The organism is Ensifer adhaerens (assembly GCF_002940685.1).
Taxonomy (GTDB): domain Bacteria; phylum Pseudomonadota; class Alphaproteobacteria; order Rhizobiales; family Rhizobiaceae; genus Ensifer; species Ensifer adhaerens_E.
Window position 1 is genome coordinate 1 of record NZ_PNFP01000029.1, and the last position, 13440, is coordinate 13440.

Annotated in this window: 16 protein-coding genes; 7 read left to right on the plus strand and 9 right to left on the minus strand. The window is 62.7% G+C overall.

Features of this window, described 5'->3' with window-relative positions; all coding sequences use genetic code 11:
• Window positions 1-561: 561 nt before the first annotated feature.
• The 5 genes from C1A35_RS33795 to C1A35_RS33815 all read right to left on the minus strand — a co-directional run bounded on the left by C1A35_RS33795 (window position 562) and on the right by C1A35_RS33815 (window position 5169).
• Entirely contained in the window at window positions 562-1419 is an 858-nt protein-coding gene (locus C1A35_RS33795; protein WP_104668602.1) for a transporter substrate-binding domain-containing protein, read from the minus strand.
• Between the two features lie 71 nt (window positions 1420-1490).
• Window positions 1491-2267: an ABC transporter ATP-binding protein gene (locus C1A35_RS33800; protein ID WP_104668603.1), complete on the minus strand. Its 777-nt coding sequence runs from the start codon at window positions 2265-2267 to the stop codon at window positions 1491-1493.
• A gap of 2 nt (window positions 2268-2269) precedes the next feature.
• On the minus strand, window positions 2270-2992 hold the full coding sequence (locus C1A35_RS33805) for an ABC transporter permease (protein ID WP_104668604.1): 723 nt from the start codon (window positions 2990-2992) through the stop codon (window positions 2270-2272).
• Window positions 2992-3711 (minus strand): ABC transporter permease, encoded by a 720-nt coding sequence (locus C1A35_RS33810; protein ID WP_104668605.1) that lies wholly within the window; start codon window positions 3709-3711, stop codon window positions 2992-2994. The genes C1A35_RS33805 and C1A35_RS33810 overlap by 1 nt, the downstream gene beginning before the upstream one ends.
• 33 nt (window positions 3712-3744) lie before the next feature.
• On the minus strand, window positions 3745-5169 hold the full coding sequence (locus tag C1A35_RS33815; protein WP_104668606.1) for a M20 family metallopeptidase: 1425 nt from the start codon (window positions 5167-5169) through the stop codon (window positions 3745-3747).
• Between the two features lie 229 nt (window positions 5170-5398).
• On the opposite strand from C1A35_RS33815, the gene C1A35_RS33820 reads away from it, so the two are divergent.
• Both C1A35_RS33820 and C1A35_RS33825 read left to right on the plus strand, forming a co-directional pair.
• Window positions 5399-6055: a GntR family transcriptional regulator gene (locus tag C1A35_RS33820; protein WP_104668607.1), complete on the plus strand. Its 657-nt coding sequence runs from the start codon at window positions 5399-5401 to the stop codon at window positions 6053-6055.
• Window positions 6056-6192: 137 nt separating this feature from the next.
• Entirely contained in the window at window positions 6193-6882 is a 690-nt protein-coding gene (locus tag C1A35_RS33825) for a uridylate kinase (protein ID WP_104668608.1), read from the plus strand.
• Between the two features lie 48 nt (window positions 6883-6930).
• Here C1A35_RS33825 and C1A35_RS33830 read toward each other — a convergent pair whose 3' ends face one another.
• The 3 genes from C1A35_RS33830 to C1A35_RS33840 form a co-directional block, all read right to left on the minus strand.
• Complete coding sequence (locus tag C1A35_RS33830; RefSeq protein ID WP_104668609.1) at window positions 6931-7167, minus strand: hypothetical protein; 237 nt, start codon at window positions 7165-7167, stop codon at window positions 6931-6933.
• Window positions 7168-7385: 218 nt separating this feature from the next.
• Window positions 7386-8030, minus strand: coding sequence for a VIT1/CCC1 transporter family protein (locus C1A35_RS33835; RefSeq protein WP_104668610.1), 645 nt, complete (start codon window positions 8028-8030; stop codon window positions 7386-7388).
• Window positions 8031-8104: 74 nt separating this feature from the next.
• Window positions 8105-8995: a LysR substrate-binding domain-containing protein gene (locus tag C1A35_RS33840; protein WP_104668611.1), complete on the minus strand. Its 891-nt coding sequence runs from the start codon at window positions 8993-8995 to the stop codon at window positions 8105-8107.
• A 112-nt stretch (window positions 8996-9107) separates the two neighbouring features.
• Between C1A35_RS33840 and C1A35_RS33845 the strand changes: the two genes are divergently transcribed.
• Together C1A35_RS33845 and C1A35_RS33850 are read left to right on the plus strand one after the other, a co-directional pair.
• Window positions 9108-9386 (plus strand): hypothetical protein, encoded by a 279-nt coding sequence (locus tag C1A35_RS33845; RefSeq protein WP_104668612.1) that lies wholly within the window; start codon window positions 9108-9110, stop codon window positions 9384-9386.
• Between the two features lie 99 nt (window positions 9387-9485).
• A complete protein-coding gene (locus C1A35_RS33850) occupies window positions 9486-9689 on the plus strand; it encodes a hypothetical protein (RefSeq protein WP_043619754.1) in 204 nt (67 codons plus the stop codon).
• Window positions 9690-9894: 205 nt separating this feature from the next.
• Here C1A35_RS33850 and C1A35_RS33855 read toward each other — a convergent pair whose 3' ends face one another.
• The gene (locus C1A35_RS33855; protein ID WP_234823112.1) at window positions 9895-10062 is read right to left on the minus strand and encodes a hypothetical protein; all 168 of its coding nucleotides are present in this window, start codon (window positions 10060-10062) and stop codon (window positions 9895-9897) included.
• 491 nt (window positions 10063-10553) lie between these two features.
• On the opposite strand from C1A35_RS33855, the gene C1A35_RS33860 reads away from it, so the two are divergent.
• The 3 genes from C1A35_RS33860 (at window position 10554) to C1A35_RS33870 (ending at window position 13408) form a co-directional block, all read left to right on the plus strand.
• Complete coding sequence (locus C1A35_RS33860) at window positions 10554-11558, plus strand: GlxA family transcriptional regulator (protein ID WP_034788530.1); 1005 nt, start codon at window positions 10554-10556, stop codon at window positions 11556-11558.
• Window positions 11559-11757: 199 nt separating this feature from the next.
• Entirely contained in the window at window positions 11758-12708 is a 951-nt protein-coding gene (locus tag C1A35_RS33865; RefSeq protein WP_104668614.1) for a phosphatase PAP2 family protein, read from the plus strand.
• Between the two features lie 100 nt (window positions 12709-12808).
• Complete coding sequence (locus C1A35_RS33870; protein WP_104668615.1) at window positions 12809-13408, plus strand: YdeI/OmpD-associated family protein; 600 nt, start codon at window positions 12809-12811, stop codon at window positions 13406-13408.
• The last annotated feature ends 32 nt before the right edge of the window (window positions 13409-13440 follow it).

Sequence of the window (13440 nt, forward strand, 5' to 3'; positions counted from 1 at the left end):
CAGATGAGCGATGATCCGCTCATCAGCCTGCCAGCCGTGGCGCGCTGATCATCCCGGTCCATGCCGGAGAGCACGGCGACCAATGCCGTCTGCTACACCACCTCACGGGACGCGATCGCTGCCCCGCCATCCCTTCAGGCGAAGCTGTTCCTCGCTCGTCGCGGTCGCAAGTGCCTTGACGGTCGGTATCCGGCTGGCCGGAAACCGCGCCGTTGCGGCAAGGCTCTATCGATGACTGGCATGCTGCCGCTCTGGCGACGACGTGGGCAATTGCAGCTGACCCGAACGGAGTCAGGCTGGGAGCGCCGCACAGGCAATAAAAAAGGCCGGGGCGAAACCGCACCGACCTTCCTCATCATCGCTCTTACACCAGTGCCAGTACATCCGTGGTCAAAAGTCTAAAGCGACGCGGCAATTGCGAGCGGCGAAACGTTTCAGCGCTCATCAGCAATGCCGGTGATTGGGTACATAGAAGGCGATTGTGTTCGAAACAAGGTCGCACGCAAAAAGCGCCGCGCGTTCGGCAAACACGCGGCGCTCCTGGCGAGAACAGGTCGAGCCTTATTGCGGCGTCAGGTCGAAGCCGAACCACTTCTCCGAGAGGCGCTTGATGGTGCCGTCGGCCTTGGCCGCGGCAATCGCGTCGTCGAAGAGCGCCTTCAGTTCCGGGTCGGTCTTGCGCAGGCCGACCGAGCTGCCGGCGCCGAGGAAGCCGCCCTGGAAGCGCGGGCCGGTGATGACCATGTCGCTGTTGACCGGCTTTTCGACCGTGGTCTTCAGGTAGCCCATCGAGGCCATGACGAAATCGACGCGGCCGGCGACGAGATCGAGGTCGTGCTGCTCGGTGGTCTTGTATTCGCGCACTTCGACGACGTCCTTCAGGTATTCGTCGATGAAGCGGGCGGCGATCGAGGCGGTCTGGACGCCGATGGTCTTGCCTTCGACGAGCGGCTTCAGCTCATCGACCGCCTTGCGCGCGCCCGCCTCGTTGGAGGCGAGCGAGAAGAGTTCGCCCTTCATCGGCAGGGTTTCGAGATCGCCGCCCTTCAGCGTCGCGAAGGCCTGGCCGGTGCTGCCGTAGGAAACCGAGAAGTCGATGACTTCCTTGCGCTTCTCCGTCGCCGACATGCCGGCCATGATCGCGTCGAACTTGCCGGCGTTGAGCGCCGGGATCAGGCCGTCGAAGGACTGGGCGATGATGGTGCATTCGACCTTCATATGGTCGCAGAGGATCTTGCTGAGCTCGATCTCGTAGCCGTCGAGCGTGCCGTCGGCCTTGGTGAGGTTATAGGGCGGAAACGCGCCTTCGGTGGCAATCGTCACCTTCGTCCACTTCTTGTCCTCGGCATTCGCCGGCATGGACATCAGCCCCGCGGCCACGGCAAGCGCCGAAGCGATGATTGCGGTCGTCTTCTTCATTACAGCATTCCCCTTTTGTGGATGTTGATTGCCTTGGTTGTTGGTGGCCCGCCTGCCGCTGACGGCAGACGTCAACTCTTGATAAACTGGCGGAAGCGCTCCGACTTCGAACGGGTGAAGACCTCCTGCGGCGGCCCCTCCTCCTCGATCGTGCCCTTGTGCACGAAGACGACGCGGCTCGACACGTCGCGGGCAAAGCCCATCTCGTGGGTGACGACCAGCATGGTGCGGCCCTCCTCGGCGAGACCGCGCATGACGCGCAGCACCTCGCCGACCAGTTCCGGGTCGAGCGCCGAGGTCGGTTCGTCGAAGAGCATCGCCTTCGGGCGCATGGCAAGCGCCCGGGCGATCGCGGCGCGCTGCTGCTGGCCGCCGGACAGATGCGAGGGATAGTGGTTGCGCTTGTCGGCGATGCCGACCTTTGCAAGCAGCGCTTCGGCTTCCTCGACCGCCTCGACGCGCGGGCGCTTCAACACATGCACCGGCGCCTCGATAACGTTTTCAAGCACGGTCTTGTGGGACCAGAGATTGAAGCTCTGGAACACCATGCCGAGTTCGGAGCGGATACGGTCCACCTGTTTCTGGTCGGCCGGGCGGCTGCGCCCGTCGCTCGATGTCTTCAGGCGGATCGCCTCGCCGGCGACCTCGATCGTGCCGGAATTCGGCACTTCCAGCATGTTGATGCAGCGAAGCAGCGTCGACTTGCCGGAGCCGGACGAGCCGAGGATGGAAATCACCTCGCCCTCGCGCGCCTCGAGCGACACGCCCTTCAGCACCTCGACGGGGCCGAAGCTCTTGTGAAGGTCGTGCACGCGGATCGCGACCGGTGCGGTAACGGCGGCGGACATGTTCAATGCGTTTCTCCCTTGAGGTCGGCGGAGATCGGAAGCGGCGCGCGCAGCTTCGGGTTCAGCCGGTGTTCGGCAAACGCGACCAGCCGGGTCAGCGCGAAATTGATGGCGAGATAGATGACGCCGGCGACGACGAAAACCTCGATCACCCGATAGCTCTCGGAGATGAGCTTGGCGGCGACGCCGGTGATTTCCATCAGCGTGATGATCGAGGCGAGCGACGTCGCCTTGACCATGGAGATCATCTCGTTGCCGTAGCCTGGCAGCGCCTGGCGCAGCGCCTGCGGCATGACGATGCGGCGGAAGATCATGAAGCGACCCATGCCGCAGGCCCGTGCCGCCTCGACCTGGCCGTGCGGCACCGAAAGGAGCCCACCGCGGATGATTTCGCTGGCATAGGCGGCCGTGTTCAGCATCAGCGCCAGCACCGCGCACCAGTAGGGCTCGCGAAGCAGCGGCCAGAAGATGCTGTGGCGCACCGCCGGAAACTGGCTGAGGCCGTAGTAGATCAGGAAGATCTGCACGAGCAGCGGCGTTCCGCGAAACAGGAACACGTAAGTGCGGGCAAAGAGATCGAGCGCAAGAATGCCCGAAAGACGGGAGAGCGCCAGCCCGAGCGCCAGGATAGAGCCGAGCGCGATCGAGGTTGCTGCAAGCTCCAGCGTCAGCGGCAGGGCCGCAAGCAGACTCCAGAACGTTTCAAGGGCAAACCGGATATCCATCAGCCCCTCCTGACGCCGCGCGAGAACCGGCGCTCGGTGACCTGAAGGATGAGGCCCGAGACCGTGGAAATGGCGAGATAGATCATCGCCGCGATGAAGAAGAAGTCGAAGGGACGGCTGGTCGATCCGGCGCCGATCTGCGCCTGGCGCAGGAGTTCGACGACGCCGGTGACCGAGACCAGTGCCGATTCCTTCAGCACCACCTGCCAGACATTGCCGAGGCCGGGCAGCGCGTAACGCAGCGTCAGCGGTGCGGTGATGCGGCGGAACTTGAGGAGCCGCCCCATGCCGCAGGCGGTCGCCGCCTCCAGTTCGCCCGGATGCACGGCGCGAAAGGCGCCGCGATAGACCTCAGTCTGCTGGGCGCCGGAGGTGATGCCGACCGCAAGGGCGCCGGCGATGAAGCCCGGAAGGCTGACGAAACCCTCCGCACCGAACAATTGGCCGACGGCCGTCACCACCGCGCTGCCGCCGAAATAGAAGAGATAGATGACCAGGAGGTCAGGAATGCCACGCAGGATCGTGGTGTAGGCCTCGGCGCAACCGCGAACGACCGGGCCGCCGGAAATCTTCGCCCAGGCGCCGAAGGTGCCGATGAGGCCGCCGATCGCAAAGCCTGCGATCGCGATCAGGATTGTCATCCAGGCGCCTGCGGCAAGCGCCGCCCCCCAGCCGTCCGCTCCGAAGCTGATGATGTCAAGGAAACCGGGCTCAGTCATCGCAGCGCCTCCCTCCGCTTGTCGACCGATGACTTAACCATGGCTCACCCCGGGGATCGGCGGGTCGACATCGTCAGGGATGGGATTGACGAAGGGCGTGCCGTCCAGCCTTGCCGCATGGTCGGCCTTGGCGGCAGCGATCAGCGCGGGGTCGAGGATCAGTTCGACCGCCGTGCTCGCCATCACCTTGGCGGCATGTTCCATGCCCTTGTGCGCGGCCGGCAGCTTGCCCTGGGCGACCAGCTGCCAGGAATGGCCGGGCGTGCCGATCGCGTAGGTGGCGCCGCGCATCTGCACGGTCGGCACCACCCAGCTGACCGTCCCGACATCGGTGGAGCCGACGAGCGTGCCGGCGCCGTTTTCCGGGGGAAAGATCGTGTCGCAGAGCGAAATGCCGCGGCGCAGCTTCAGCCCGAAGCGCTCGAAGGCAGACGCGATATCCTCGCCGGTAAAGGTTTCCTGGAACTTTGCCGCCGTCTCCCGATCGTCCTCGTCGAACTGCGGCGGTCCCAGATGCTCGAGCTGGCGATGCATCAGCGCTTCGAGCGGCGTGTTGCCGATCAGATTGGCGTCGCCGCTGACGATCTCGTCCGTGACCGTGGTGCCGGTCATCATGGCCGCGCCCTTGGCGACGCTGCGGACGCGTTCGACGAGATCGAGCAGTTCCGGCAGGCTGCGGGCGCGCACGAGATAGCGGGCCTTGGCGCGGGCCTGCACCACGTTCGGCGCGTTGCCGCCCGTATCCGTCACCGCGTAGTGGATGCGCGCCGTCGAGGGCATGTGCTCGCGCAGATAGTTGACCCCGACGTTCATCAGTTCGAGCGCGTCGAGCGCGCTGCGGCCGAGATGGGGCGCTGCGGACGCATGCGAGGCGCGGCCGCTGAAGCGGAAGTCAAGCTCGTTGCAGGCAAGCGAGATCGGGTTGTTGACGCCGGCAAAGGGTGCCGGATGCCAGGAAATCGCAATGTCGACATCGTCGAAAACGCCGGCGCGAACCATGAAACCCTTGGACGAGCCGCCCTCTTCCGCCGGGCAGCCATAATAGCGCACGCGCCCCTTGATGCCTTCGGCGGCGAGATAGTCCTTGACGGCGGTCGCCGCCATCATCGCGCCGGCACCGAGCAGGTTGTGGCCGCAGCCATGGCCGTTGCCGCCTTCGATGACCGGCCGCTCCTCGGCAATGCCAGCCTCCTGGCTCAGCCCCGGCAGCGCATCGAACTCGCCGAGAATGGCGATAACAGGTCCGCCCTCGCCCGCTTCACCCATGACAGCCGTCGGCATGCCGGCAATGCCGCGCGACACGCGGAAGCCCTCGGCCTCCAACAGCGCCGCGTGCTCGGACGACGAGGCAAACTCCTCGTAGTTCGTTTCCGGCGTATCCCAGACCCGGTCGCTGAGCACGAAAAAGCGTTCGCGCTTGGCTTCGAGGAGGTCCCAGACGGCATCGGCATTTTTCATCGTTTCTTGACTTCCGCAACAATAGTAACCAGAATTGGCGCCAATTTATGATAACATTTTTGGATACACAAGAGGGTCCTGAAACATTTCGAGCGATGTGCACAACGGCGAAGGACCGGTATGGAACGCCGTTCTCCCGCATTGAATTGTTCAGGACAGCATCATAGTTTCTCCAAAAATGGAGCCAATTCGGCCGCAGCGATGGCGGCAAAGAGAGTGTAAGGCAGGAATGAGCGACGATCTGACGGAAATGCTGGCGCCCGAGGAAAAGCCCGAGGAGAAGAAGGACGTCACCGACCTGTTGCTGCACGATATCCTGACCGGAACCTTGCCGGCCGGCGCCTGGCTGAAGCAGATCGACCTGGAGCGCCGCTACGATTGCACCCGGCCCGAAGTGCGGCGCGCGCTCGACCGGCTGTCGCAGCGCCGGCTGGTGCAGCACAATCCCAACCGCGGCTATCAGGTCTACGAGCTTGATGACCAGCGTACCCGCGAGATCAGCGATATCCGCGTGATTCTCGAAACCGGGGTCGCCGACCGCATGGTCGCCAACGTCACGCCCGCGGCGATCGCCGAATTGCGCGGGCTCGCAAGGCAGTTCGACGAGATGTCGTTCCGCGGCTCCATCATGGAACACTACGACGCCAACCTCGCCTTCCACCGCGCCCTTCTCATGCTCTCGGGCAATAGCGAACTCGTGGAGGTCGTCGCCGAGATCCGCCAGCGCACGGTCTCGGCCCCGGTCTCGCAATGGCGAACCCGCGCCCGCATCGAGCAGTCGGCACGCGAGCACCACCTGATGGTCGATGCGCTGGAGGCCGGAGACCTCCCCGAGCTGAAGCGGCTGATCGAAATCCACATCCGCCAGGCGCCGATCAAGGCGTGAGCCTTCGACCACTGGGCGCTTCGCCGGTCGGCGGCAGCGTCGCGGCCGGCAACCTTGCGCCAAAAAAGATCGTCGTGACGTAAAACTGTCAATTGCTGCAGGTACTTACGCGTTCGATTTCATAGGGAGTTTTTGCCTTGTCCTATCCGAACCGTACGGCTGCCTTGCAGGCACTTGCTGCTGCAATCTCGTCAGTCCCCTTCGCAAGACCAATTCGGGTTGCAATTGATGGGCGGACCGCCTCCGGGAAAACAACGCTTGCGGATGAACTCTCGGAAATCCTTGCTGCGAGCGGCAGGGAGATTATTCGCACGTCCATCGACGGCTTCCACAAGCCGAAAGCCGAACGCTATGCACGCGGGCGGCAATCCCCGGAGGGATATTATTACGATGCGCGTGATCTCGTTGCCATCAATACCCTGCTTCTGGAGCCACTCGGGCCGGATGGTAACCGCGAATATCGCACGGCATCCTTTGATCTCTTGAACGATAAGCCAATCGATGAGGAAGCGAGGCTGGCTTCCCCTGATGCCATCCTCATCGTGGACGGTACGTTCCTGCAGCGCCCAGAGTTGTCAGGAAACTGGGATTTGGCGATCTTCGTTGACGCCACCGAGGCTGTTTGCGAGCAGCGCGGCGTTGGGCGCGACGCCCGGCTGCTGGGGGGAACGGACGCGGCTCGCCAGCTCTATGCCACGCGATATCGGCCCGCATACAGCCTCTACGAACGCATTTGCGCGCCAGGCGTCAGTGCGGACGCCGTCTTCAACAATGACGATCTTGACCGTCCTGGCCTGGCGGTGAAGGCAAACGGGAGGTTGGCTTGAGAAGCGCATGACCGCTTGAGGCCGACAGGGTCCCTTGGACGCGGGGCTTCACTCAGCCGAAAATTTCACCGTCACGCCGCGCTGGCGGAAGTATGCCTGCATCAGCTTGCGGCCAGAACGATTGTTCTGCACGAGCCGGGCCGGGTCGAATACGGCTTCCTTCAAACCCGCCCGCGCCAACGCTGCCTTGAGGGTCGCAATATGCACGTCGATGTCGGCATTATCAGCCTGGAGCGATTCATAAATGCGGTTGGTTGCCTCTGCTACGGACGGTTCGCTCACGATTACACTCCTGTCACTGTGTGGCTGACGCTCGCCACCCTCATCGGCCTGACCCTATTGTAAAGAAAAATGCCGACGTCAATGGGTGACGATGGATAGAACGTCGCGTCCACGTTCGAAAACGCAGGCACCGGAACCAGCCCCGTTCGGTCGAGATGGCACGACCGCTTCTCGCCAGAAGCGGTCATCTGCACTTGTGGGCTCCAATCCCTGCCTTCCAGCTACCCCCCGAGCGCGATCGTGACCACAACCAGCACGGCACCGATCGCCGCCATGGCAAAAGCCATCGGCCAGGGGCTGCGGCCCATGTAGCGGCCGAGCCGCGCGCCGATGATGAAGAGCATGACGAGCGCGATGCCGTTCGACAGGCGCATGGCGAGGCCGACATTGTCGGTCAGCAGAAACGGAATGCTCGGCGGCAGCGTCGAGATGGCGACCAGCAGAAAGATGGCGAAGGCCGCCTTCAGGTCGCGGCCGGTGACGGCCCTGTGCCGGGGATCGTGGCCGAGCGCCCTCACCCTCAACAGCAGGGCCTCGGTCTCCTTCGGCGAGGATACGCGGCGCACGTCTTCAGGCAGATTGTCCAGAAACATCTCTCGGGCGCGCTCCAGCGGTTCGTGCCGGAGCGCCTCGATGAAGCCATGGCGCCGCGTCCGCTCGACCACCGTCGCCAGCACATACATGACGCCGTCGACGATGCCCCAGGCGAGGTTGCAGCCGAAGGCGGCGACGAGCACCGCCCTGACTCCGCCCTCTTCCCCCGTGACCGTACTCATCGTTCCGGTAAAGGTGAGCGCCATCAGCAAGCCGAAGATGATCTCCGACAGCCGGTCGACCGGGTCAAGGATGGCGCGCTCATCGTTCAAGGCCGCTCACCTCGCGCCTCGAGGCCGGTGACGGGCACGGACGGTGGGAAGCCAGACTGCAAGCAGCGCCCCTCTTACTGCGCCTGCAGATCGGCAAACGCGTCGCGCACATGATCGGCCACCGCCAGCACCGGCGCCGGTGCATCTGATATCACCTGCAGGCCGATATTGTAGTGGCCGAGGTCCGGCAGGCCCTCGCGCTCGCCAAGCTGCACCATCTCGCCCTGGACGAGGTAGCGCGGCAGCGGCGCGATCGCGAGACCGGCAAGCACGGCGGCGCGCTGCCCGGTGGTATAGGCGCTCAGGAATGCGATGCGAAACTTGCGCCCTGCCCGCGCGAGCTTTTCCACCGCATCGGCCCGCCAGACGCAGCCGTCCTCCCACATCGACACCGGCAGCGGGTCCTTGAGATGCGCGTTACCGCATTTGGCGCCGGCCCAGACCAGCTTCTCCTGCATCAGGATCTCGCCGTTACGCGGCGTGCCCTCGGTGAGGCTGTTGAAGATGGCGATATCGAGCCGGTGCTCGTCGACCTTCTTGCGCATGGCATTGCTCATGCCGATCGACACGTCGACCGTGACGTTCGGATAGGATTCGGCAAAACGCTTCAGCACCTCGGGCAGGATGCGCTCGCCCACATCTTCCGGCGCGCCGACGCGCACGACGCCGTTCATGTCGGGCAGCAGGAAGCGCGATACCGTCTCGTTGTTGAGCGACAGCAGCCGCCGGGCAAAACCGAGCAGCAACTCGCCCTTGGGCGTCAGGGTGACCGAGCGCGCGTCGCGCAGGAAGAGCGTGCAGCCGAGCATTTCCTCGAGCTTCTTGATCTGCATCGAGACGGCCGACGGCGTGCGATAGACGGTTTCGGCGGCGGTGGTGAAGTTGCCGGTCTCGGCAATGGCGATGAAAGTCTTCAGCACGTCCATTTCGAGAAGCGGAAGCGCATGGCGCATCAGCATGTTCATGGCGGCACCCTCATTCAGAAAATTTGAAAGATTACTTCACTTCATTTCGTTTGATTGAACATCAGCGATGACCGATAGTCAAGTTCAAGGACGACGCAGGAAGGAGAAACCCATGTCCACCGCAGCCCTTGGCATCGCCGCTTCGAAGAGTTCCCTCCGTAACAGCCGCCTGCCGCAGGCAGTGGTAAAAAAGGAGCATAGAAGGAGCAACGATATGGTCCTCAACGCCCTTAACCAGATGATCGCCGTGCTCGACGGTGTTGCAAGGCAGAGACGCGAAAAACAGATCGCGCGAAATCGGGTGGAAGCCCGGCGCGAACTCGCCAAACTGCCGAAGAGAGTCCGTGACGACGTGATGTTTGCGGACCCGCTAATCAATCACCATCTTTGATGAAAGACATCAAACATATTCGTTGGAATGATAAGTCAGGTTAGGCCATAACTACCATCGTGGTCGCGACCTGCTGAGACACTCAGAAGGAGCCATGAAATGTCCAACACTCATCTTTCATCGGCCTCGGAACGGGCATCCTCCCACTCGTCCCTTCCGGGTCTCTTCAATCTTCAGGTTCGTGCCTGGGCGGCGTGGAAGCGTCATCGCCAGGAACGGGCCCTCGAAAACCTGTCCTATGACACGCTGAAGGACATCGGCTTCCCGTCGGTGGACGATGCGGTGCACAAGACCGAACAATGAATGACGGCGTGACCTGTCTCTTCTGAGCGTCACGTTCCGGATCGATCGATGGGCATTGCCGAGGAGGCGGTGCCCTTTTTCTTTGCGCGGATTGTTCTCTCCGCGACGCCGCCCAGCAACCTGCCGTCTCCTCCATCTGATCTCAGGCATCGGGAGCACACCAACGCCGCGGTAAGGGCGCGCCGCCGACATCGCACGAGTGACCTTAGGTGAGCAGCTGCATAATCATCGACGGCCGACTGAGGAAGTAGCCGGCCACAAGCCCAACGAATCCGAGCGCCAACGCTCCCACCACGCCATGGCCCACCCACCCGTAGTGGGCGCCGACGGCGGTTGCCGCGGTGACGACCGAAAGCGTCCATAGGACTTTCATCAACGAGACCACGCGACGCATAGGTGTTGGCTGATCTTCACGCATGCACATTCCGTTCGAAGAGGCTATCGCCTTGCATGTAGTGTGGAAGGCACTCGGCACCAATATCGGGTGACCGTCAGCTTGGCTCGCGCCTCCACAAGGGTCAAGTCATATGGAGTGCCATGGGCTGTAGGAGTTTCACTTGTCTCTTACCGACACCTTCAGGAACTACCGAAAGCGTCGCAATCGGCAAACACAACCACCGCGAGCGCTTTGCAGATGTTGCGTATCTCTGGCAGTTCTTGTCCGATAGCGTCAACAGCGCTGTAAAAACTGTCGCTTTCCTTACAAAAGCCGGAAATCGGGGCCGAACCGCCTTTTGCCGCACGATGTCGCAATGCGAAATCTCTTTGCGGTCGCTGCTATCCATGCGAATGTCGCAAACAGACAAGCCGAAGAGTATCTTCCAAGCGACGAATATACCCGCATCGCCAAGCATGGGAAGCCTCATGAACAAGCCACTGACCAAAAAGCGTTCTCTCGTCTTCTTCCTGGTGCCGAACTTTTCCATGCTGCCCTTTTCGGCGGCGATCGAAACGCTCCGCATCGCCAACCGCATGCTCGGCTACGAGGCCTATTCCTGGCGCCTCGCTTCGTCCGACGGCGAAAAGGTTCTGTCGTCGAGCGGCATCGCGCTCGAGGTCAACTCGTCGCTGGCCGACGAGCGCAAGTTTCTCGGCGGCGAAAACCGCCCCTCGATGGTGCTGGTCTGTTCCGGCATCTATGTCGAGGATTTCAACAACAAGTCGGTCAATGCCTGGCTGCGCGAAGTCTACAATCGCGGCGTCGCCGTCGGCAGCCTCTGTACCGGCGCCCATGTGCTGGCGTCCGCCGGTCTTCTGACCGGCAAGCGCTGTGCCATCCATTGGGAGAACCTGCCGGGCTTTTCCGAAAGCTTCCCGCAGGTCGACGTCTACGCCGACCTCTACGAAATCGATAGCAACATCTACACCTGCGCCGGCGGCACCGCCTCGCTCGACATGATGCTGAACCTGATCGACCAGGATTTCGGCGAGAGCCTCGTCAACCGCGTCTGCGAACAGGCGCTGACCGACCGCGTGCGCGGGCCGCATGACCGCCAGCGGCTGCCGCTGCGCGCCCGCCTCGGCGTGCAGAACGCCAAGGTGCTGTCGATCATCGAGCTGATGGAGGCCAACCTCGCCGAGCCGCTGTCGCTGCTCGAAATCGCCGAGGGCGCCGATCTCTCCCGCCGCCAGATCGAGCGGCTGTTCCGCCAGGAAATGGGCCGCTCGCCTGCCCGCTACTACCTGGAAATTCGCCTCGACCGCGCAAGGCACCTCCTGATCCAGTCGTCGATGCCGGTCGTCGAAGTGGCCGTTGCCTGCGGCTTCGTCTCCGCTTCGCACTTCTCCAAGTGTTATCGCGAGCTCTACAACCGCTCGCCGCAGCAGGAGCGCGCCGACCGCAAGCTGACTCTGCAGATGGCGCGGTAAGCGTCCACATCGAGACAGGCTGAAGGGCGGAGCGATCCGCCCTTTCCTTCTGGCTTGACCTCGGCAAGCCAGCCCACGTCAGGGTTGAGGTTTCCCCATTGAAGCACGCGAGGGATTCACAACCCCTGGCGATTGCATTTACTTTGGCACAACCAAAAACAGCTAAAGCTCCGCCGCATATTGGTGCGGAGTTTTTACAATGGATTTCTCTCGGGCTCGCCTGCTCCTGATCGGGGGCACGATCTCCTCCTACGCGGCGCTCTTGTTCATGGCATCCATCGCCGGCTTTCCGGTGAGCTTTGAAGGCTGGCTGTTTGAAGCAACAGCCTTCGCGATCGTCGTCTTCGCGGCCAGCTTCCTTGCTCTGCGCTTCAACTTTCAGCAACTTCGGCCAATGATCGAATGTTGCGGATGTGGCCTGCTGCTCGTAGTCCCGATCTCATTGTCAACCTACTTGTCGACGTGGACAAACTTCCCATTGGCCGACGACCGGCTCTCCGGATGGGACAGCTGGCTTGGTGTCGACTGGCCGGCCATCATGGCATGGATCGATCGACACCAACTCCTGTCCGAGGCGCTGAACAAGGCCTATCGTTCGTTCCCCTATCAGCTTCTGCTCTGCCCGGTGCTGCTGGTGCTGTCCAACCACCACAAGCGGGCCTATCAGATGGTCGGCGCCTACGCGCTCCTGTGCTTCTCCTCGGCCGCGATCTCGGCCTTCTTCCCGGCGCTCGGCACCTATGCCTACTACCAGTTCGACGCGAGCAGCTTGCAACACATCAACGCAACCTACGGATACCTCTTTCTCGAAGAGTTTCATGCAGTCCGGAACGATCCCAACTTCATCTGGCGACTGCCAGAGAGTCAGGGCATCGTGACATTTCCGTCGGTGCATGCGGCCGTCGCTGTGCTCTGCGCGTGGGCACTGTGGCCTGTCGCCTTGCTTCGGTATCCCGCCCTCGTCCTGAACCTCGCAATGGGCTTCTCCGCGATACCTGCAGGAAGTCACTACGCCGTCGATGTCGTCGCCGGCATCGCGATCGCGGCGGCTTCCATTGGCATCATCACATTCGCCACGAGGCCTGTGGATGAGAAATCCAACGTCCGGCCCGCACCGGCAGCTTCTTCGTCGGTGCCCGCCCAATCATGAAACCGGCGGGCGGAGGATGGAGATCGGCTGCCACCGCTTGCGCGCCCGTTATTTTTCGGTTGAATAGCCGCCACGTCAACTGCACGGGAGCAATTCGCCGATGGCACCAATCGACATCAATCCCGCCAAGGTCCACGAATTCAAGGACTTCCTGAGCTTCTACGACTGGCTTGCCGCCCACCACCAGAGCGAAACCGAGGTGTGGATCAAGACGCACAAGGTCGGCTCCGGCCTCGCCTCGATCACGCCCAAGGAAGCGATCGACGCGGTGCTCTGCTGGGGCTGGATCGACGGCGTGCGCAAGGGGTTTGACGATAGCAGCTTCTTGCAACGCTACACCCCGCGCGGCAGGAAAAGCATCTGGAGCAAGATCAACGTCGACAACGTGGCGCGGCTGATTGCCGAGGGCCGCATGACCGAGCACGGGCTGAAACAGGTGGACGCCGCCAAGGCCGACGGGCGCTGGGACCGCGCCTATGCCAGCGGCAAGGACATGCAGATCCCCGACGACCTGCAGGCGGCGATCGATGCCGAACCCGAGGCCCGCGAGATGCTTGGCAGGCTCAGCGCCCAGAACCGCTTCGCGCTTGCCTTCCGCACCCACAACATGAAGACCGAGGCGGGGCGGAAAAAGAAGATCGCGACCTTCGTCGATATGCTGAAGCGCGGCGAGACGATCTATCCGCAGAAAATCAAGTGAAACGCTATGGTGGAGCGCGACTGGCGCGCGCC